The 20,934-nt window shown below is 66.3% G+C and carries 19 protein-coding genes and 1 pseudogene; 6 read left to right on the top strand and 14 right to left on the bottom strand.

Annotated elements, in window-relative coordinates:
- The 13 genes from OZ10_RS16385 to OZ10_RS16325 form a co-directional block, all read right to left on the bottom strand.
- Positions 1 to 1,235, bottom strand: a 1,235-nt coding sequence (locus tag OZ10_RS16385; protein ID WP_039565911.1) for a CocE/NonD family hydrolase, incomplete at its 3' end; no start/stop codon positions are given.
- Between the two features lie 413 nt (positions 1,236 to 1,648).
- Positions 1,649 to 2,893, bottom strand: coding sequence for a glutamate-5-semialdehyde dehydrogenase (locus OZ10_RS16380; protein WP_039414263.1), 1,245 nt, complete (start codon positions 2,891 to 2,893; stop codon positions 1,649 to 1,651).
- A 160-nt stretch (positions 2,894 to 3,053) separates the two neighbouring features.
- Positions 3,054 to 4,205, bottom strand: coding sequence for a glutamate 5-kinase (gene proB / locus OZ10_RS16375; RefSeq protein ID WP_039414261.1), 1,152 nt, complete (start codon positions 4,203 to 4,205; stop codon positions 3,054 to 3,056).
- Between the two features lie 12 nt (positions 4,206 to 4,217).
- Positions 4,218 to 4,478, bottom strand: coding sequence for a YciI family protein (locus OZ10_RS16370; RefSeq protein ID WP_039414258.1), 261 nt, complete (start codon positions 4,476 to 4,478; stop codon positions 4,218 to 4,220).
- Positions 4,478 to 4,837, bottom strand: coding sequence for a cupin domain-containing protein (locus tag OZ10_RS16365; RefSeq protein WP_039414256.1), 360 nt, complete (start codon positions 4,835 to 4,837; stop codon positions 4,478 to 4,480). Before OZ10_RS16365 ends, OZ10_RS16370 begins: the two co-directional genes overlap by 1 nt.
- On the bottom strand, positions 4,837 to 6,132 hold the full coding sequence (locus OZ10_RS16360) for an argininosuccinate lyase (RefSeq protein ID WP_039565910.1): 1,296 nt from the start codon (positions 6,130 to 6,132) through the stop codon (positions 4,837 to 4,839). Before OZ10_RS16360 ends, OZ10_RS16365 begins: the two co-directional genes overlap by 1 nt.
- A gap of 109 nt (positions 6,133 to 6,241) precedes the next feature.
- Positions 6,242 to 7,198 (bottom strand): N-acetyl-gamma-glutamyl-phosphate reductase, encoded by a 957-nt coding sequence (gene argC / locus OZ10_RS16355; protein WP_039414251.1) that lies wholly within the window; start codon positions 7,196 to 7,198, stop codon positions 6,242 to 6,244.
- Positions 7,195 to 7,806 carry a GNAT family N-acetyltransferase gene (locus OZ10_RS16350; protein WP_039414248.1) on the bottom strand — a complete coding sequence of 204 codons (612 nt, stop codon included), beginning with the start codon at positions 7,804 to 7,806 and terminating at the stop codon, positions 7,195 to 7,197. The genes argC and OZ10_RS16350 overlap by 4 nt, the downstream gene beginning before the upstream one ends.
- Positions 7,807 to 7,811: 5 nt before the next feature.
- Positions 7,812 to 9,155: an acetylglutamate kinase gene (locus OZ10_RS16345; protein WP_039414245.1), complete on the bottom strand. Its 1,344-nt coding sequence runs from the start codon at positions 9,153 to 9,155 to the stop codon at positions 7,812 to 7,814.
- Positions 9,156 to 9,200: 45 nt separating this feature from the next.
- Positions 9,201 to 10,328 (bottom strand): acetylornithine deacetylase, encoded by a 1,128-nt coding sequence (locus OZ10_RS16340; RefSeq protein ID WP_039414243.1) that lies wholly within the window; start codon positions 10,326 to 10,328, stop codon positions 9,201 to 9,203.
- A gap of 246 nt (positions 10,329 to 10,574) precedes the next feature.
- Positions 10,575 to 11,816, bottom strand: coding sequence for an argininosuccinate synthase (locus OZ10_RS16335; protein ID WP_039414240.1), 1,242 nt, complete (start codon positions 11,814 to 11,816; stop codon positions 10,575 to 10,577).
- 71 nt (positions 11,817 to 11,887) lie between these two features.
- The gene (locus OZ10_RS16330) at positions 11,888 to 12,913 is read right to left on the bottom strand and encodes an N-acetylornithine carbamoyltransferase (protein ID WP_039565907.1); all 1,026 of its coding nucleotides are present in this window, start codon (positions 12,911 to 12,913) and stop codon (positions 11,888 to 11,890) included.
- A 310-nt stretch (positions 12,914 to 13,223) separates the two neighbouring features.
- On the bottom strand, positions 13,224 to 13,718 hold the full coding sequence (locus OZ10_RS16325; RefSeq protein ID WP_039414234.1) for a hypothetical protein: 495 nt from the start codon (positions 13,716 to 13,718) through the stop codon (positions 13,224 to 13,226).
- Between the two features lie 177 nt (positions 13,719 to 13,895).
- Between OZ10_RS16325 and cysS the strand changes: the two genes are divergently transcribed.
- The 3 genes from cysS to OZ10_RS16310 all read left to right on the top strand — a co-directional run bounded on the left by cysS (position 13,896) and on the right by OZ10_RS16310 (position 17,453).
- Entirely contained in the window at positions 13,896 to 15,311 is a 1,416-nt protein-coding gene (cysS, locus tag OZ10_RS16320) for a cysteine--tRNA ligase (RefSeq protein WP_039565905.1), read from the top strand.
- 457 nt (positions 15,312 to 15,768) lie between these two features.
- Positions 15,769 to 16,206 (top strand): SufE family protein, encoded by a 438-nt coding sequence (locus tag OZ10_RS16315; protein ID WP_039407583.1) that lies wholly within the window; start codon positions 15,769 to 15,771, stop codon positions 16,204 to 16,206.
- Positions 16,203 to 17,453, top strand: coding sequence for an MFS transporter (locus OZ10_RS16310; protein WP_039407586.1), 1,251 nt, complete (start codon positions 16,203 to 16,205; stop codon positions 17,451 to 17,453). The genes OZ10_RS16315 and OZ10_RS16310 overlap by 4 nt, the downstream gene beginning before the upstream one ends.
- A 575-nt stretch (positions 17,454 to 18,028) precedes the next feature.
- On the opposite strand, the gene dksA is transcribed toward OZ10_RS16310, so the two are convergent.
- On the bottom strand, positions 18,029 to 19,051 hold the full coding sequence (dksA, locus tag OZ10_RS20730) for an RNA polymerase-binding protein DksA (RefSeq protein ID WP_068835651.1): 1,023 nt from the start codon (positions 19,049 to 19,051) through the stop codon (positions 18,029 to 18,031).
- An 84-nt stretch (positions 19,052 to 19,135) separates the two neighbouring features.
- On the opposite strand from dksA, the gene yidD reads away from it, so the two are divergent.
- The 3 genes and pseudogenes from yidD to OZ10_RS16285 form a co-directional block, all read left to right on the top strand.
- Positions 19,136 to 19,429, top strand: coding sequence for a membrane protein insertion efficiency factor YidD (yidD, locus tag OZ10_RS16295; RefSeq protein ID WP_039407592.1), 294 nt, complete (start codon positions 19,136 to 19,138; stop codon positions 19,427 to 19,429).
- Complete coding sequence (locus OZ10_RS16290; protein ID WP_039407595.1) at positions 19,426 to 20,775, top strand: dihydroorotase; 1,350 nt, start codon at positions 19,426 to 19,428, stop codon at positions 20,773 to 20,775. The genes yidD and OZ10_RS16290 overlap by 4 nt, the downstream gene beginning before the upstream one ends.
- Positions 20,775 to 20,934, top strand: a pseudogene (locus OZ10_RS16285) (M23 family peptidase); the annotation flags it as partial. The gene OZ10_RS16290 and the pseudogene OZ10_RS16285, both read left to right, overlap by 1 nt.

The following is a 20,934-nucleotide window of genomic DNA, read 5'->3' as shown; positions in this document are numbered from 1 at the left end:
CAGCCCTTGGCGCAGCTGCGCGGCCAGGCTTGCAGGCGGTCCCAGTGGTTCTCACCGGTGTTGTAGATGAACACTGGCGGTGTGCTGGCCTTGGGTGCGCCGTCGACCAGGTACTGGTCGAAGAACGGGCGCAGCACCTCGGAGCGGAACTGCCGCGCGGTATCGCCGTTGAAGTTCAGCGCACCCAGCGAACCGCCATCGTAGTTCACCTGGCTGTGCCGCCACGGGCCCATCACCAGGTAGTTCAGCGTGTTGCCCTTGTCGCGCGGCTCCATCGCCGCGTAGCTATGAACCGCGCCCCACATGTCTTCCTGATCCCACAGGCCTTGCAGCCACATCGTGGGCACCTTCAGTGGCGTGCGCGCCATCACCTTGTCCAGCGCCTGCCCCTGCCAGAACGCATCGTAGGCGGCGTGTTCGGTGAGCTTGTGCCACCACGGCAACTGCTCGAGGCCGGCGGCCCTGGCGAAGTCGCCGGCCGAGCCGGCACGCAGGAAGTTGCTGTAGTCGTCGTGCCCCTGCCGCGCGATGCCGGTGCCCTTGCCGCGCTGGGTGAGCTGGCCGGTGAAGTAATCGAAGTTCACCTGGCGGAACGCGCCGTAGTTGAACCAGTCGTCGCCCATCCAGCCGTCGATCATCGGGCTTTCCGGCACCGCCACCTTGAGCGCCGGATGCGGGTTGGTCAGCGCCATCACCACCGTGAAGCCCTCGTACGAGGAACCGATCATGCCGACCTTACCGTTGGACTCGGTGACGTTTTTCACCAGCCAGTCGATGGTGTCCCAGGCATCGGTGGCATGGTCCACCTCGCTGGGATTGAGCGCGCCGCGCAGCGGCCGGGTCATCACGTAATCGCCTTCGGAGCCGTACTTGCCGCGCACGTCCTGGATCACGCGGATGTAGCCGCCTTCGACGAACACGTCATCGCCCTGCCCCAGCAGGTCCTTCATATGCGGCGATGCCATGCGCTCGGTGCGTCCGCTGGCGTTGTACGGGGTGCGCGTGAGCACCATCGGCGCATTGCGCGCGCCCTTGGGCAGCACGATCACCGTATGCAGCTTGACCCCGTCGCGCATCGGGATCATCACCTCGCGCTTGATGTAGTCGTTGGCGGCATCACTGGCCACGAACGGCTTGCCGGTGATGTCCGGCGTCATTGCCGCGGTCTGGGCGAAGGCGCTGCCGGTGCTGGCGGCAATGGCAGTGGCGAGCAGGCAGGCGGCAAGGCGGCGCATCGACAACTCCGGAGTGTGCGGGGGGCAATCGTCGACTGTAGGCAGGCGCCGGGCTGCCGGGGGAGTGTCAAAGGTCGTGGTTGCGGCGTGCGACGGCCCGAGTCTCTGTGGCGCCGACTGACTGACGGCCGGACCGCGCGACCGTCGACCGCCCGCCTGTCCCACGGTGGTGGCGAGCTCCGGACCCGGAACATGCGGCGCGCACGCCAACCGGTGTGACGCCGGCCCGTTGCAGCGCTCGCGCTGCCCGCATCTGCGGTGACGCTCTGCGGCTCCGCTGCGGCCTCGTGTCGCGGTACCTGAGGCCAGCCACCTCTGCGGAGGGGCTAACCGCAGTGCGTAACCCCTCGCTGCGCGCAGGGACATGCCAACCGGCGCAGACGCGCGCCACGCCAACGGCGCCGCTGAGGGCGTCAGTGCCGCACCTGCCCCTCGCCGCGCACCACGAACCGCTCCACGGTGAGTGCCTCCAAACCCATCGGCCCATACGAATGCAGCCGCGTGGTGGAGATGCCGATCTCCGCGCCCAGGCCGAGTTCGCCGCCATCGGAGAACCGCGAAGAGGCATTGACCATCACCACCGCCGAGCGCAGCGACCGTACGAACTTGTCGGCGTTGGCTGCGTCCTGGGTGGCGATCACCTCGGTATGGTCCGAGCCGTACTGGCGGATATGGGCCAGCGCCGTGTCCAGGTCCGGTACCACGCGGATGGCCAGGATCAGCTCGAGATATTCGGCGGCATAGTCGTCTTCGGTGGCCAGCGCGATCTCCGGCAGCAGCGCACGTGTTGCCGCGTCGCCACGCAATTCCACGTGACGCGCGCGCAGTGCGGCGGCGGCGGCGGGCAGAAAGCGCTCTGCCACCCCCGCGTGCACCAGCAGGGTTTCCAGGGCGTTGCAGGCCGAGGGGCGGCTTGCCTTGCCATCGATCAGCAGGCGCACCGCAAGCTCCACGTTGGCCGAAGCATCCACGAACAGATGGCACACGCCCTTGTAATGCTTGATCACCGGCACCCGCGCATGCTCGGCGACGAAGCGGATCAGGCCTTCGCCGCCGCGCGGGATCGCCAGGTCGATGATGTCGCTGAGCTGCAGCAACTCCAGCATGGTCTCGCGGCGCAGATCCTGCACCAGCGTCAATGCCGCTTCAGGGACATCGGCCGCGCGCAAGGCACGCTGCAAGGCATGCGCGATGGCGGTGTTGGAGTGGATCGCTTCGGAGCCGCCGCGCAGGATCACACCATTGCCGGCCTTGATGCACAGCGCGGCGGCATCGGCGGTCACGTTGGGGCGCGCTTCGTAGATCACCGCAATCACCCCCAGCGGCACGCGCACCTTCTGCACGCGGATGCCGTTGGGGCGCGTGTCATCGCGGGTGACCTGGCCGACCGGATCGGGCAGCTGCGCCACCTCGCGCAGTGCGGCAGCGATGCCAGCCAGGCGGGCGTCGTCCAGCGCCAGCCGGTCGAGCATGGCCGTGCCGGTGCCCTTGGCACGCGCGGCCTCGAGGTCGCGCGCGTTTGCGGCAAGAATCGACGCAGCATCGGCTTCCAGCGCGGCAGCCATCGCCTCGAGCAGGTCCTGCTTGGCCTGCGCAGAAAGTTGCGAGAGCACCTGCGCCGCGTCACGGCATTGCAGGGCGAGGGATTTGATGGTCATTGGGGGGCCGGGATTTGGGAGTCGGGATTGGGGATTGGTAAAAACAATCCGTCTCGTTTTACCACTACACGGGGATCAGTCACCCGGACGCGGAGGCGGTGGTTGGAAAACGCAATGCACAGGCGTTTGCGAATCCCCACTCCCGAATCCCCAATCCCGGCTACAAAAGCACCAAGTCATCGCGATGCACCACGTTCTCGCCGTAGCTATACCCAAGCACGCTGTCGATCTCGCGCGAATGACGGCGTGCGATGCGGCGGATATCCACCGCCGAATACTGGCTGACGCCGCGCGCCAGGCAACGCTCGCCATCATGATCGCGCAGGCGGATCTCCACCATGTCGCCGCGCCTGAAATCGCCCTCCGCGCCGGCCACGCCGCCCGGCAGCAGCGAGGCGCCCTTCTCGCTCAGCGCCGTGGCAGCGCCAGCATCGATCAGGATCGCGCCCGCTTCCACCGGCGCGTGCCGCAGCCAGTACTTGCGCGCGGCGATGCGCGTGCGCGCGGCATGGATACGCGTGCCACGCAGGCGGTCCTGCGCCAGGCCGCGCACCACCTCGCCACTGCGGCCATTGAACAGATAGGTCTCGATGCCGGCCGCGCCGGCTTTTGCGGCAGCTTCCAGCTTGGTGCGCATGCCGCCGGTGCCCACGCTGCTGCCGCTACCTCCGGCCATGGCGAGCACCTGCGGGGTCAGTTCGGGCACGTCGTCCAGGGGCCGCGCCAGCGGATTGCTGCGCGGATCGGCGCTGTACAGGCCATCGATGTCGGTGGCAATGAACAAGGCATCGGCATCGACCAGCGCGGCCACGATTGCGGCCAGGTTGTCGTTGTCGCCCAGCTTGAGCTCGTCCACGGAAACTGTGTCGTTTTCGTTGATCACCGGCAGCGCGCCCAGTCGCAGCAATTCGCCCAGGGTGGCGCGCGCATTGAGATAGCGGCGACGGTTGCGCAGGTCGTCATGGGTGAGCAGCACCTGCGCCACCGGGCGCTCGAAAAAGCGCTGCCACAACGCGATCAACTGCGCCTGGCCCAATGCCGCCAGCGCCTGCCGCGCGGCAATCGGCGCGCCGATCTCGGCGGCCTTCGGCAGGATCGCGCGGCCGGCAGCCACGGCGCCCGACGACACGATCACCAGTTCGCGCCCGGCGATCAGATTGGCCGACACGAACTGCGCCAGCCCCAGCGCAAAGCGCGGCGACAAGCCCCCGCCGTCGGCAGCGAGCAGGCTGCTGCCGACCTTGAGCACCGCACGCCGCCACGGCGGCAGGGGCTGCTCGATGAAAGGCGAAGGGCGTGCAGGCGTGGTCATGTCGGCGGCGGCTCAGTGCGTGTTCCACTCGTGGACGGTCAGCGTCGATGCGCCGCGCAGCACCAACGGGTCGCGCGCCACGATCTGCTGCGCCTGCGCCAGGCCCTGCACGTTGACCAGCACATACGCACCGCCGCTGCCGTCGCTGAAGCCACCGGTCAGTTCGAGCTGCCCGGCCGCGCGCAGTGCGTCGAGAAATGCGCGATGCGGCGCCACCACATCGGCAGGAAACTGTGGATTGCGCATCGCCAGCACCAGATAACGTGTGGACATCAGCCTGCCCCGCTATCGGCGGCGGGCGTGGGCTCGTTGCGGCCGAACGGCGTGGAAATCACCAGGAACCGCGCCTCCACATCCGCAAGATTGTGCATCTGATGGGTGGAACCCGGTGGCACGTGCAGGCTCTGCCCGGCGCGCAGGACATGCCGCTCGCCGTCCAGCTGCAGCATCACCTCGCCGGACAACACATAGAAAAAATGGCGCGCACGGCTGTGCCGGTGGCGCAACTCCGCAGCACCCGGCGGCATGTGCTCTTCAAGCACGCTCAGGTTGGGGTCGCGCAACAGGTGCCAGCCGTCGCAGGCCTCGCCCCAGGGGTAATGCTCTGCGCTGTCGGTGCTGATCATGGCCATCAGCGCAGCGCCTCCCAACGGGCACGCAGCACATCCAGTTGCAGGTCCGCAGCGGCGCCCGGCGAGACGCGTGCGGCCAGGCTGCCTTCCGGCGTGCGCCCCTGCCCTGCAGTGTCGGACGATTCGGCTGCGGCCTTGTAGGCCTCGCGGAACGGCACACCGGCCACGGCCGCTTCCACCGCCACATCGGTGGCGTACATGCCCGAATCGATGGCCGCATGCAGCTTGTCCGGCCGCCATTCCAGATTGGCCAGCAACGCCGGCAGCAGCTCCAGCGCGGCCAGCCCACGGCCGAAGCCATGCACGATGGCACCCTTGCTGCTCTGCAGGTCGCGGTGATAGCCCGAGGGCAGCGACAGCAGCTGTTCGATCTCGGTGCGCGCGGCGGCCACGCTGGCGTGGGTGGCACGCATCAGTTCGATCATGTCCGGGTTGCGCTTGTTCGGCATGATCGAACTGCCGGTGGTGTACTGCGCCGGCAATGCAACGAAGGCGAACTCGCCGCTGGTGAACAGCGACAGATCCCAGGCAATCCGGCGCAGATCCAGCGTGGCGCTGCCCAGCGCTTCGAGCGCCGCCAGCTCGTACTTGCCGCGCGAGAGCTGGGCGTAGATTGGCGAGACCTGCAGCCGCGCAAACCCCAGCTCGGCGGTGGTATGCGCACGATCCAGCGGCAGGTTCACGCCATAGCCGGCGGCGGTGCCGAGCGGATTGCTGTCCACCAGCTGCAAGGTGTCGGTGGCGCGCACTGCGTTGTCGATGAAGGCTTCCGCCCAACCCGCCCACCACATGCCGGCCGACGACACCACCGCACGCTGGATGTGCGTGTAACCGGGCACCGGCAAATCGGCCTCGGCCTGGGCCCGGTCCAGCGCCACCTTGGCGATCTCCGCGCTAAGCGTCGCCACACGCTGCAGCTTGTCCTTCAACCACAGCCGCGTGGCGACCAGGATCTGATCGTTGCGGCTGCGCCCGGTGTGGATCTTGCGGCCGGCATCGCCCAGACGCTCGGTCAGGCGCGCTTCGATGGCCGAATGGCAATCCTCGTACTGTTCATCGAGCACGAACGCGCCGCTGCGGAAGTCGTCGGCCAGCAGATCGAGCTGTTCGCTCAGACCGCCCAGCTCCTGCAGCGACAGGATGCCGATGCGCTGCAGCCCCTGCGCATGCGCCTTGCTGGCAGCGATGTCGTGCAGGAAAAACTCGCGGTCCAGGATGACGTCGTCGCCGGCCAGGAAGCTCTGGATCTTGGCGTCCACCGCCACGCCGGGTTTTTGCCACAACAGATTGGTCATTGGGGGTCCTTTTGCGGGACCGGGGACCGGGGGACCCGGGACCCGGAAAGGCAGGAGCATTTGTCCTTGCTTCTCCAGGTCCCGGGTCCCCGGCCCCGGGTCCCGACGATTACAGTGGAATTGCCATCAGCTCGTCCCAGCCCAGCGCCAGGTTGAGGTTCTGCATGGCCTGGGTAGCGGCGCCCTTGAGCAGGTTGTCCAGCGTTGCCACCACCACCACACGCTTGTTGCCGGGTGCCAACGTGACACCGCCGATCTGCACACCGTGCTTGCCGGCGATGCGGCTCACCCACGGCGCCTCTTCGACCATCTCGATCAGCGGCTCGTCGGCGTACCGCTGCGCATAGCGCGCCTGGATCTGCTCGCGCGTCAGCGGCTGCTGCAACCACAGGTTGACGGTCATGGTGATGCCACGGAAATGCGGCGCCACATGCGGCATGAATTCCACCGGCACGCCGAGCTGCGCAGACACTTCGCGCTCGTGCATATGGTTGGTGAGCGCATACGGCATCAGGTTGTCCGCCAGCAACGCGGGGTTGTTCTTGTCCGAGGGCGTGGTGCCCGCACCGGAATAGCCGGACACGCCGAAGCACTGCGGTGGACCGGCCAGTTGATCGAGCAACGGCGCGATGGTCAGCTGCATGGCGGTGGCATAGCAGCCCGGGTTGCTGATGCGCTTCTGCCCGGCGTACCTGGCGCGCGTCAGCTCCGGCAGCCCGTAGTACCAGGCCGGATCGAAGCGGTAATCGGCGGACAGATCGATCAACAACGTCTGCGGCCTGGCCGCCTCGATTGCAGCGACGAATGGCTCGGCCTTGCCGTTGGGCAGCGCCAGGATCACCACGTCGGCGGCCTTGGCAGCCACCGCATCGGCATCCAGGCTTTCGTAACGCAAGTCGCCCTCATAGGCCTGGTTATGCTCGGCCACGCGCTGGCCGGCCAGTTCACGCGAGGACACGAACGCAAGTTGCAGATGCGGATGCGCCGCCACCAGCTTGATCAGTTCCGAACCGGTGTGCCCGCGGGCGCCGATAATCCCGATCGTTGTCGTTGTTTGAGCAGTCATGCGTTTGCTTCCAGGCGGAACTGCAGGTGGCGTTTCACCCCGGCCCATTCCGTATCGATGATGGAGAACACCACGGTATCGCGCGGCGTGCCGTCGGCGTGGCGGGTGTGATTGCGCAGCACGCCGTCCTGCTTTGCGCCCAGCCGCGCGATCGCCGCGCGCGAGGTGTGATTGAACCAGCTGGTCTCGAACACCACGCTCAGGCAGCCCAACGTCTCGAACGCATGCTGCAGCAACATCAGCTTGGCTTCGGTGTTGACGCCGCTACGCTGCACGCGTGGCGCGTACCAGGTGTAGCCGATGGACAGACGTGGCACGCTGGCATCCAGGGCGTAGTAGCGCGTGCAGCCCACGATCTCGCCGGCTGCATCGCGCACCACGTACGGCAGCGCCGTGCCATCGGCGCGCGCCGCCAGGGCAGCCGCGATGTAGGCGTCCACCTGGGCCGGTGCCGGCACGCCGGTGTACCACAGCTGCGACAATGACCCGTCGCCCAGCGCAACACGCATGCCGTCGGCATGGGCTGTCTGCAAGGGCTCAAGCGTGGCATGCTGCCCACGCAGGACAGGCAGCTGGCTCCACGACGATGGCAACGCTACGGATGTCATCGCACTCAGCCCAGCAAGGTCGGCTGACGCGTCGCGCAATGCGCCACGCAGTGCTGGATCTGCTCGAAATTTTCCAGCCCGTACCAGAACACCTTCCATTTTTCCTGTTTGATGCAGCCGTCGGATTCGGCGTAATAGAAGATGTTGACCTGGTTGTTGTGACGCGAGCGCCAGAACAGCTGCGGCGTTTCTTCGCGCATCACGTTCCACACCGCGCGGCCCAGGCCCTCGCCTTGCGCATCGTCGAGCACGGCGAACTTGTCCAGGTAGGTCAGCCGGCCGGCACCGAACTGGCCTTCGTCGGTCAGGATCACCGCAGCGCGATAGTTTTCGCTCACATAGGCACGCAGCAGCTTGGTCGTGCTGAAATAGTCCGGTACCAACGTGCGGCCAAAGCTGGATTCAATCAGCGAGGTCAGCCGCGGCAAATCCAGTTCGTCCCACGAGCTGGCGCGTAGCACGCGCTCGCCACGCCGCACCAGCGTGCCCGAGCCCTTGTGCGTGAACAGCTCCTTGGCCAGGTCCGCCGGCCGGGTGATCGACACCGACGATTCCAGCGGCAGGCGGTCGAGCAAGTCCTTGATCTGCTCGATCTTCACCCGCATGCCGCCATTGATCCACGGCTGCTGCATCAGATGATCGAACTCGGTGGACAGGTTGATCGAATCGATCAGCTTGCCATCGGCATCCAGCAGGCCACCGGTGCCGGTGAGGAAGATGATCTTGTACGGCTGCAGCTCCTGCACCAGTTCGTTGGCAGCGAAATCCGCGTTGACGTTGAGGATCTGCCCGCTGGGCGTTTCGCCCAGGCTGGTGATCACCGGGATGGAGCCAGCCTGCAGGCTGGCTTCGATAGGCGCCAGATTGACCGCCTTGACCTCGCCGACCAGGCCATACGTGTCGCGATCCAGATACTGCGCCTCGAACACGCCACCGGTGATCGACGTCGCACGCGCGCCGTTCTGCTGCAGCGCCTCCACCAGCTTGAGATTGGACGCCTGGAACACCTTGCGCACGATCGCCAGCGCTTCCGGCGAGGTCACCCGCAGGCCGTTGACGGTCTGTTTTTCGATGCCTGCCGCTGACAACTCGGCATCCAGCTGCGGGCCCGCACCATGCAGCACGATCGGCGTCAGCCCGACTTCCTGCAGGAACGACAGCGACGAGGTCAATGCGTCCAGGTCGTCGCGCAGCACGGCGCCGCCCACCTTGACCACTGCAAAGCGCTTGGCATCCAGCTGCGAAAAACGCTTGAGGTACTGGCTGATTTCCTTGGCGCTGGCCATGCTCGAAAGCAGGCGCACGATGGTCTGGCGGGTCTGTTTGTGGGGCTGTGCGGAGAGGGACATTGCCGTGATCGAAAGAGGAAGGGATGCGCCAGGCGCGGAAGGCGGTTACAGGGAACCGTTGATGATGCGGTGCACCGACTCGGCGTAACGCTGCAGTTGCTCCAGGGTGACGAACTCATCGGCGGTGTGCGCCTGCGCGATATCGCCCGGGCCGTAGACCAGCGCGGTGTAACCGCCTGCCGAAAACAGCGAGGCCTCGGTCCAGAAGTCCACCGCATTGCCGATCGGCAGGTCCAGCGCATCGGCCACGTCGCGCGCGGCCAGGCGACGTTCTTCTGCACGCGCGATGTCGCCTGAGGGCAGGCTCGGGCCGCGAAAGGTTTCCTCGAAATGCGCTGCTACCGGATCGGCAAACCCGGTGAAGGTCGCCAGCAGGCGATCCACGTCCATCGATGGCAACGGGCGGAAGCCGAACCGCAGCTCGGCCGCGGGCGCAATCATGTTGGCCTTGATGCCGCCATCGACACGGCCGATGTTGAAGCGCAATCCGGTCAATCCGCCGAAGCGTGCATGCGCCAGCGACTCGACATGATCCAGCGCCTTGCCGCCCCAGCGCATCGCCTGGTGCAAGGCGCTTGCAGAAGGGTCCTGCTTGCCTGATGCATGTCCGGCGCGGCCGGCAAACCGCATCAGCACCGAGCTGATGCCACGGTGTGCCAGCACCGCTTCGCTCATGGTCGGCTCGGCCACCAGCACCGCTTCGAATACCGGGACCCGGGACCCGGGACCCGGGACCACGGGGTGGGCGGCCAGAAACGCCGCGATACAGCGCGGGTCGTTGGCTTCTTCGTCGGACGAGAACAGAAACGCCGCATCGCCGTCGCCGGCATTGGCCGCGGCCACCAGCGCCGCAGCCGCACCCTTGATGTCGCAGACACCCAGACCGATCACGCGGTCGTCGGTGCGCCGCATCACGTGCGGGTCGGCACTCCAGTGCGGCGAATCCGGCACGGTGTCCAGATGCACATTGAACAGGTACTTCGGCGTCCCGCGTACCGCGTACAGACTGACGGCCCCGTCGCCATGGTCGATCACCTCGACCTCGAACCCCGGTAGCTGCGCACGCAGGTAATCGAAGATGCCACCGGTGGTGATCGCACGCGGCGGATTGCGTGTGTCGAAGGACACCAGCTGTTGCAGATGCGTGAGGGTGGATGCGAGTAGATCGGTCATGTCAATTAGATCAAGGCTCCGAAGCGGTGGCTGGTTGAAAACGTGCAAAGCACCGAGGTGCGCAAACGACTCCTAAATCACATTGACGCCAACCCTTCTCCCTCCGGGAGAAGGTGCCCCGAAGGGGCGGATGAGGGTGCGGGCGAAGCTCTCGCACTGGTGAATCGCACGAGGCTTCGCCCCGTACCCTCACCCCAACCCCTCTCCCGGAGGGAGAGGGGCTTTGCTTGCGTTCGGGCGAGACCTTTAGCGATTCACCTGCGCGTACAGCGTGGAGCTCATCCCGAACAACTTGATGAAGCCTTCGGCTTCTTCCACACCCCAGTCGGCCGATTGCGCATACGTCGCGCCCTTGGTGTTGAGCAGGTGCGGCGAACGCACCGCCACCGCATCGACGCGGCCGCCGCGGGTTTCCAGCGTGACTTCGCCGTTGACCTTGGCCTGCGAAGACTTCAGGAACGCCTCGATGTCGGTCTTGAGCGGGTCGTGGTAGAAACCTTCGTACACCAGCTCCACCCACTTGCGCGCCACGTCCGGCTTGAAGCGGTTCTGCTGCTTGGTCAGCACTGCATCTTCCAGCGCACGGTGCGCGGTGAGCAGCGAAATCAGACCCGGCGCCTCGAACACGATGCGGCCCTTCAGGCCGATCACGGTGTCGCCGGTGTAGACGCCGCGGCCCACGCCGTATTGCGCGAACAAGGTGTTGAGCTTGGCCAGGATCTTCGCACCCGGCAACGGCTTGCCATCGAGCTCGACGGCCTCGCCCTCGACGAACTTCAGCGTCACCGTCAGTGCCTCGGTCGGCCACGCGCTGCGCGGCGCGCACCAGCCACGTGCACCCTCGCCCGGCGCTTCCCAACGGTCGATCTCGCCGCCGGACATGGTCAGGCCCAGCAGGTTCTCGTTGATGGTGTAGGCCTGCTGCTTGGCACGCACGCCGAAGCCACGCGCTTCCAGGTACTTCTGCTCATACGCACGCGTCTGCGTATGTTCCTTCTGGATTTCACGGATCGGCGCCACGATCTGGTAATCGCCCAGTGCCTTCACTGCCAGGTCGAAACGCACCTGATCGTTGCCCATGCCGGTGCAGCCGTGCGCAATGATGCGCGTGCCCAGTTCTTCGGCGCGCTTGAGCGCGGCATCCACGATCAGGTAACGGTCCGACACCAGCAACGGATACTGGCCCTGGTAGCCCTCGCCTGCCCACACGAACGGCTTGACGAAGCCTTCCCAGATCGCCGGACCGCCATCGACGGTGACATGGCTGGCGGCGCCCAGTTCGGCGGCACGCTTCTCGATGAATTCACGCTCTTCGGCATCCACCCCGCCGGTGTCGGCGAACACGGTGTGCACCGCATAGCCGCGTTCCTGCAGATACGGAATGCAGAAGCTGGTGTCGAGACCACCGGAGAAAGCGAGGACGATATCTTTGCTGCCGGGATTGGAGATTGGGGATTCGGGATTGGTGGAAGCGGTCTGTTGCGACATGGGGGTCTCTTTAGAAGTTGACTAAGTTAGGTCGGGAGCGGAGTTCGCCGTTGCGAATCCCTAATCCCCAATCACGAATCCCGGCTGCCCTGGCCCACCAGGGCAGCCATGATCGCCTTCTGCACATGCAGGCGATTTTCGGCTTCATCGATGGCGATGCAGTTGGGCGAATCCATCACCGCGTCGGTGGCCTTGACGTTGCGACGCAGCGGCAGGCAATGCGAGAACACGCCGTTGTTGGTCAGCGCCATCTTGCGTTCGTCGACGATGAAATGCTGGTACTGGTCGCGGATCGGCTTTTCCGGCTCCCAGTTGCCGAAGAACGGCAGCGCGCCCCAGCTCTTGGCATACACCACATCGGCGCCGGCATAGGCGCTGTCGATGTCATGACTCACCTGCAGCGAACCGCCGCTTTCGGCCACGTTCTGCGCCGCCCAGTCCATGTAGCGCTGGTCCAGGATGTAGTCCGGCGTCGGGCACAGCAGGGTCACGTCCATGCCCATGCGGGTGGCGATCGTCAGCGCGGAATTGGCTACCGCGGTGTTGAGCGGCTTGGGGTGGTAGGTCCAGGTCAGCACGTACTTCTTGCCGCGCAGATCCTGCGTACCGAAGTGTTCCTGCAGCGCCAGCGCATGCGCCAGCTCCTGGCATGGGTGGGTGATGGTCTCCATGTTGATCACCGGCACCGGCGAATACTTGGCAAAGCTCTTGAGCACCTGGTCCTCGCGGTCCTTGGACCAGTCGACGAACTTCGGAAACGCGCGCACGCCGATCAGGTCCACATAGCGCCCCAGCACGCGCGCCACTTCGGCGATGTGCTCCTCGGTGTCGCCGTCCATCACCGTGCCCAGGTTGAATTCGATCGGCCACGCATCCTTGCCCGGCTGCAGCACCACCGCATGCCCACCCAGCTGGAACGCGCCCAGCTCGAAACTGGTGCGGGTGCGCATCGACGGGTTGAAGAACACCAGCGCGATCGACTTGCCCCTCAGCTCGCTTCCCAGCTTGTTGCGTTTGAACAGCGCGGCCTGGGTCAACAGCGCGTCCAGTTCGGCGCGGCTCCAGTCCTGGGTGTTCAAGAAGTGCTTCAGTGACATCGATCGATCCTTTGCTGCGTGCTGCTGCTGCGTGGTCCGCCAGGAGCGACGGGGTGCGCGACATGCGCGTTTCTTGCGGTTGAAACTTTCGTGACGCCAAAACGAAAAAACCCAGCCTGCGGGCTGGGTTCTCAACGACGGACAGCAAAACGCCCCGGTTACCCAGCGAAAATGTGGGATTCCGGTCGGCGGGCACGCGAGGTCATGCCGGAGGCCATCCGGGCGGCGCTGGTGTCGTGCTGAAAGGGGTTTGCTTGCATAGGGCGCGAATCCTCGCATGCATGCGGGCACGGCGCAACCGCTGTGCGTCTCATCGCGGCGGCGCGACGATGGCATCGGGAATGTACGGGGTCACCGAGACCCGGATGCGCAGCCGGTTGCCCGGATCTTCCGGTAACCGCGAGCGGTATTTGGTGCCCTTGTAGACGTAATCCACGTCGAAGGCGATCGGGCGCCGGAACTCGCGCGGCACTTCCACCACCTTGCAATTGCGGCGCGTACTGGTCGGCGGCACCGCTGCAGGCGCCGCCGGCTCGGGACGCCGCGAGAACATTTCCTTGACCGAGTCGACCATGCGGTTGATGCGCCCCTCGTCCTCGGCCGACGTGGCCGCCGGCTGGGCCGCCTGCTCGGACTCGCATTGTTCTTCGATGCGGGTGGCGCGCAAGGTCTGGTAGACCGGCTCCACGTTGAGCACCTGCGCGTAATCCAGCTTCACGTTCTCGATCACCACGACCCGGTTCTTGGGGTCCGGCTCTGCCGCGTGCACCGAGGTTGCCTGCCAGGCCAGGACACACAGCAGCATGAAGAACGGAGAAGGTCGCATCAGTACCAGGAAAGCGCAGCCGGGCAATACGTAAGTGTATGGAGCTTGCGATCTCCGGGGCTGAACGCAGCCCATCCGGTTACCGGTGTCACGGTGCCGGTTCGCCATCCTGCCGCAACGGGCTAGAATCGCGCGGTTACCCTTTTTCAGATGCCGATGAGCCTGCGCCTGCACAACAACCTGACGCGGCGGGTCGAGCCGTTCGCGCCGCTCGATCCGTCCAGCCCCACCCTGTATGTGTGCGGTCCCACCGTCTACAACTACGCGCACATCGGCAACGCCCGCGGCCCTGTGGTGTTCGATGTCCTGGCCGCACTGCTGCGGCGCCGCTATGGCGCGCTGCGCTACGCACGCAACATCACCGACGTGGACGACAAGATCAACGCCGCCGCGCAGGCGCAGGGCGTGCCGATCTCGACCATCACCGACCGCTTCGCCGCGATCTACCGGCAGGACATGGCCGCGCTCGGCGTGGTGCCACCGGACATCGAACCGGAGGCCACCGCACACATCCCGCAGATCGTGGCGATGATCGAGCAGTTGATCGCCAGTGAGCATGCCTACGCCGCCGAAGGCCACGTCCTGTTTGCGGTCGCCAGCTTCGAGGGCTATGGCAGGCTGTCGCGCCGCGACCCGGACGAAATGCTGGCCGGCGCGCGCGTGGACGTGGCGCCCTACAAGCGCGACCCCGGCGACTTCGTGCTGTGGAAGCCGTCCAGCGACGACCTGCCCGGCTGGGATTCGCCCTGGGGCCGTGGCCGCCCCGGCTGGCATATCGAATGCTCGGCGATGGCCGCCGCGCACCTGGGCCCGACCATCGACATCCACGCCGGCGGCGTGGACCTGCAGTTCCCGCACCACGAAAACGAGATTGCGCAGAGCGAGTGCGCGCACGGCGGCGCCACCTTCGCACGCTTCTGGCTGCACAACGGCATGCTCAATTTCAGCGGCGCCAAGATGAGCAAGTCGCTGGGCAACATCGAAACCGTGCACGACCTGATCGCCAGGCATCCGCCGGAGGCATTGCGCCTTGCGCTGCTGAGTGCGCATTACCGGCAGCCGCTGGATTGGTCGGAGGCGTTGATCGAGGATCAGGTCAAGCGGCTGGACGGCTTGTACGGCACCTTGCGGGGCCTGCAGGCGGTTGAAGCGGAGCCAACGATTCCCGAGCCGATCGAAGACGCACTCAACGACGATCTCAACACGCCACTAGCGCTGGCAGTGTTGGCGAAGCTGGCGAAGGAAGCCAACCGGGCGCTGCTCGAGGTCGCTTCGGCCGGCAACCCGACGAACGCCCCGAGCCTGGACACGCTTGCAGCATTGCAACGCGCCAAGGCCGAGCTGCTCGGCGCCGGACTGGCACTGGGCCTGTTGCAACAGGACCCGGCCGCCTGGTTCTCGCGCGGCACCGACGCCGGCGACGATGCACGCATCACCGCGCTGGTGGAAGAACGCAGCGCCGCGAAGAAAGCCAGGGATTTCGCCCGCGCCGACGCCATCCGCACGCAACTGGCAGACGAAGGCATCGTGCTCGAAGACACCCCGCAGGGCGTACGCTGGAAGCGCGCATGAGCCTCCCTTCTCCCATCGGGAGAAGGTGGCGCGCAGCGCCGGATGAGGGTGCGGGCGAAGCCTCATGAGAGACCTTGATGCATGTGGCTGCGCACGTACCCTCACCCCAACCCCTCTCCCGGCGGGAGAGGGGCTAGTTCATGGCAATGCCCTATTCCCCGGCGCACTCCTCTGACGTACTTATTTTGAAACCGCACGTGCATCCCCATCTCTCCGACGCACACGCCTGTCCCTTCTCCCGCCGGGAGAAGGTGGCGCGCAGCGCCGGATGAGGGTAAGGGCGAAGCCACATGCATCAACACGCCATGCTTGGCGCGCACCTCACTCCGGCCCTGCTCTGCGACCCGGCCCGCGCTGGCAGCGCGGTTACTCCAAGGCCCGCGCGCCGGTGGCATGCAAACCACGCCTTCTCGCCCCAGCGCGAAAGGGGCTTTGACCAACGCTTCTGGATGTCCTGATGACCAACTCCCCCTTTCCGCTCGAACCCACTGCCGTCGAGGCACAGACGGCCATTGCCGATGAGTTCTCCTTCTTCGGCGACTGGTCCGAGCGCTACCAGTACCTGATCGACCTGGGCCGCAAACTGCCCACCTTCCCCGAACAGTGGAAGACCGAAGAACACCGCCTGCACGGCTGCCAGTCGATGGTGTGGATCGTGCCCGAAGGCAATGCCGAGCGGCTGGACTTCCATGCTGTCAGCGATTCGGCCATCGTTTCGGGGCTGATCTATCTGGCATTGCGCGTGTATTCCGGGCGTAGCGCGCAGGAGATTCTGGCCACCGAACCGGACTACATCGCCGGCATTGGTTTGGCCAAGCACCTGTCGCCGACCCGCAGCAACGGCGTGGCCGCCATGCTGGCCTTCATCCGCGACACCGCGCGCGCGCAGCAGTGAGCACGCCCGCGCCCTCGCCCACCGATTCGTTGCGCACGCTGTTCGCCCACCCAGGGTTTGGCCTGGTGCTGCTGTACCGGGTGGCGGCGATGCTGTCGTACCAGATCGTGGCGGTCACGGTCGGCTGGCACATCTACGAGATCACCCGCAATCCGCTCTCGCTGGGCCTGATCGGCCTGGCGGAGATCCTGCCGTTCTTCTGCATCGCCCCGTTTGCCGGCTACCTGGTCGATCACCTGCCGCGTCGCCGGCTGGGCATGGTGGCGGTGCTGGGCCTGGTCGCCACTGCACTCCTGCTGCTGGCGATCACGCAAGGCTGGTTGCCGGTGCAAGGCGTGTGGCCGATCTATGCCGCCATTGCGCTGACCGGCGCGGCGCGCTCGTTCCTGTCGCCGGTCTACAACGCCCTATTCGCCCGTGCACTGCCGCGCGAGGCGTTCGCGCGCGGCGCCAGCATCGGCAGCGTCACCTTCCAGGCCGGCATGGTGATCGGCCCGGCGCTGGGCGGCGTGCTGGTCGGCTGGGGCGGCAAGGGCCTGGCCTATGGCGTGGCTGCCAGCGTGGCGATGGTGGCGATCCTGGCGCTGGCGCTGTTGCGCGTGAGCGAGCCGGTCAACGAGGGCCCGCGCGCGCCGATCTTCCGCAGCATCGCCGAAGGCGCGCAGTTCGTGCTGTCCAACCAGATCATGCTGGGCGCGATGGCGCTGGACATGTTCTCGGTCCTGTTGGGTGGCGCGGTGTCGATGCTGCCGGCCTTCATCCACGACATCCTGCACTACGGCCCGGAAGGCCTGGGCATCCTGCGCGGTGCCCCGGCACTGGGCTCGATCGTGGTGGGCGTCTGGCTGGCGCGCCACCCGTTGCAGCGCAACGCCGGGCGTGTGCTGATGCTCTCGGTGGCCGGGTTCGGGCTGTGCACCATCGCCTTCGGGCTATCGCGTCATTTCTGGCTGTCGGCGGCGATCCTGCTGGTGTACGGGATGTGCGACGGGGTGTCGGTGGTGGTGCGGCAGACCATCCTGCAGCTGGCCACGCCCGATGCCATGCGCGGCCGGGTGTCGTCGATCAACGGCATCTTCATCGGCTCGTCCAACGAGCTGGGTGCGTTCTACGACGGCGTGATGGCGCGCCTGGTCGGGCTGGTGCCGGCGGTGGTGATCGGCGGCTGCGTCACCCTGGGCGTGGTGGCGACCACGGCCTGGAAGGCGCCGCGCCTGCGCAAGCTGGATTTGCGCGAGCTCCAATAGCCGGATGCACAGGCAGCAGCGGCCGCGGATGCGGTCGGTGCTGCCTGTCGCATTGAAGCATCCTTGCGCCGCATGCCAGCACACGCGCCCGCTGCATGCCCTGCCATGGGAGTCGTCAACATCACGCGGCGCCCGATGCGACGGCGCGATACCACGACTGTCCGTCATGCGGGACCGCATGCAGATCGTCCGTTGTGCCAGTGCAGCTGGCTCGGCGATCGCCGCGTAGTTGCCGCGCGCCGCATCCAGCCGCAGCGCGTTGCGCATGCGCTGCGCCATCGAGGGGTCGATGTAGTGTGCCTCGAGCGCGGCGTCAGCCACCGCCGTCGGTAGCGCACGCTGCTCGGCCTGATTGGCCGCTGCTTGTGTTGCCCGCGTCGCGGCGCAGGCCAGCGCGCAGGCGATGCCCAACAAGATCGCTGCTCGCTGCATGTCTGCCTCCTGCGCGCCGCGCACCGGGGTGGCAGCTATGTCGGCCCTGCCGCTGCGGCTCACCATACGCCTGCACACCGCGCGCGGCGACCATAAAAAAACCCCGCGCTGGCGGGGTCTTTCGTGAGCGTCGAGGCGCCGGATCAGTCGCCCTGTTGCTTCTGCAGATGCTCCCAACGCTCCTGGGCGTCGATGGTGCGCTCGGCGGTGAGACGCGCTTCCAGGCGGTCCAGACCGATTTCTTCGCCAGTATCAACGCAGTACCCGTAGTCGCCGTCTTCCAGACGCTTGAGGGTGCTGTCGATCTTGGAGATCAGCTTGCGTGCGCGGTCACGCGCGCGCAGTTCCAGCGAGTTCTCGGTCTCGCGCGTGGCACGCTCGGCTTCGTCGCCGATGTCGCGCACTTCTTCGCGCAGGTTTTCGATGGTCTGCTTGGATTCCTCGACCATCTCGTTGCGCCAGCTCTGCAGGCGCTGACGGAAGTATTCCTGCTGCAGCTTGCTCATGTACTCCTCGTCCGCAGACGGCTTGTAGCCCTGCGGGAGGATCGGGCGCCCGGTGGCGTCGTCGGTCTTGTAGTCGACCACCTTGTACTTGGTCTTGGGCGTCTGACTGGACGGCTTGGCGGTCACGGCCACAGCCACCTTGCCGACCGGACGGGTCGCGGCGGGCTTGGCGGGGGCTTCGGTTTTGGTTGGCGTTTTAGCGGAAGATTTCGAAACGGGCACGGGATTCTTAGGTGACGGGGTCGCAGGCTTTGCCGGCTTCGCAGGGACGGCCTTGGGGGCCGGTGCGGGCGCGGGCTTTTCAGCCTTGACCGGGACTGACTTGGCCGCAGCCGGCTTGGTGGCCGGCTTCGGTACGGACTTGGACGCCGCCGGCTTTGCGGCCGGCTTGGCGGCAGCCGGAGCTGCCTTGCTGGCCGCCGGCTTGGCAGCCGTCTTGGCGACAGGTTTCGCGGGCTTGGTCGCGGGCTTGGAGACCGGCGCCGGCTTGGCAGCGGTCTTGGTCGCAGCTGCCTTCTTGGCAACCGGTTGCTTGGGGGCCGGCGCCGCCTTCTTGGCGGCCGGTTTTGCAGCGGCGGGCGCCGCTGCCTTCTTCGCAACGGGTTTGGCGGACTTCTTGGCGGCCTCTACGGCCTTTTTTGCAGGTTTTTTAGCAGCCACGAAACGCTCTTCCTTGGTTCCCCCGGGGCCCGGGAAAGCGGGTCTTTATAGCGTACCCCGCAGACCCCCGGCAACCACCTATTAATGCAACTCGCATATGATTGGCAAGTGATCTCACGCCTGCTCATCGCGCTGTTGCGCTTCTACAAGCTGTTCATCAGCCCCCTGCTCGGGCCGCGCTGCCGGTTTGCGCCCAGCTGCTCGGAGTATGCGATGACTGCCATCGGCCGCTTCGGCCCGCTGCGCGGTTGCTGGCTGGCTGCACGCCGGCTGGGCCGCTGCCACCCTTTCCATCCAGGCGGGTTCGATCCGGTGCCCGATGCGCCCGGCGCCGCCACGCCATCTTCTTCCTGCCGCTGCAAAGGACCTCATCCATGAGCCGAACCCTCATCATCAATGCCCGCCTGGTCAACGAAGGCAAGGAGTTCGATGCCGACCTGCTGATCGAGGGCGGTCGCATCGCCAGGATCGACAGCAGCATCACACCCGCCGACGGCGATACCGTGGTGGACGCGGCCGGGCGCTGGGTGCTGCCGGGCATGATCGACGACCAAGTGCATTTCCGTGAGCCGGGCCTGACCCACAAGGGCGACATCGCCACCGAATCCGGTGCGGCCGTGGCCGGCGGCCTGACCAGCTTCATGGACATGCCCAATACCAACCCGCCGACCCTGGATGCGGCCGCGCTGCAGGCCAAGTACGACGCCGCAGCCGGGCGCGCCTGGGCCAACTACGGTTTCTACATGGGCGCCAGCAACGACAACCTGGCCCACATCCAGTCGCTGGACCCCAAGACGGCGCCGGGCATCAAGGTGTTCATGGGCGCCTCCACCGGCAACATGCTGGTCGACAACCCCGAAACCCTGGACGCCATCTTCCGGGATGCGCCAACCCCCATCATCACCCACTGCGAAGACACGCCGACCATCGATGCGACGATGGCGCAGTACAAGGAGAAGTACGGCGACGCGCTGACGCCGGACATGCACCCGGACATCCGCTCGCGCGAAGCCTGCCTGAAGTCCTCGCAGCTGGCGGTGGCGTTGGCGCGCAGGCACAACACACGCCTGCACGTGCTGCACATCTCCACCGCCGATGAGCTGTCGCTGTTCGAAGCCGGCCCGCTGGTGGACGCCGACGGCAAGCTGCGCAAGCGCATCACCGCCGAGACCTGCATCCACTTCCTGCGTTTCGACCGCAGCGACTACGCGCGCCTGGGCAACCTGATCAAGTGCAACCCGGCGATCAAGGACCCCGAGGACCGTCTGGCCTTGATCCAGGCGCTGGCCGAAGACGTGATCGACGTGCTTGCCACCGACCACGCCCCGCACACCTGGGAAGAGAAGCAGAAGCCGTACGCACAGGCGCCCTCGGGCCTGCCGCTGGTGCAGTACGCACTGGTCGCCGCACTGGAGCTGGTGCACGAAGGCAAGCTGCCGATCACCCGCATCGTGCAGAAGTTCGCGCATGCACCGGCACAGCTGTTCGATGTGGAACAGCGCGGCTTCCTGCGCGAGGGCTATTTCGCCGACCTGGTGATGATCGACAACACCCCGTTCACCGTGAAGCGTGAGCAGGTGTTGTCCAAGTGCGGCTGGTCGCCGTTCGAAGGCACCACCTTCCGCTCGCGCATCGCCGCGACCTGGGTCAACGGCCAGCAGGTGTGGGATGGCGAGCAGCTGGTCGGTAGCGCCGCCGGCCAGCGCCTGACCTTCGACCGCTGATGCGCGCAAGTCTGTTGGGCGCCTGGTTGATCCTGGCGCCGGTCGCGCTGGTGGCAGGTACTGCCGATGCGCAGAGCGCGACCGCCGCGACTGATGTCGTGTTTCCGCAAAGCGCCTCGCAAGGTGCGCTGCTGATCGGCAAGGTGCCGGCGGGCAGCA

The sequence above is a fragment of the Xanthomonas cannabis pv. cannabis genome (assembly GCF_000802365.1).
Lineage (GTDB): Bacteria > Pseudomonadota > Gammaproteobacteria > Xanthomonadales > Xanthomonadaceae > Xanthomonas > Xanthomonas cannabis.
The sequence above is the reverse complement of the archived record's forward strand: the minus strand, read 5'-3'. Positions and strand labels throughout refer to the sequence as shown.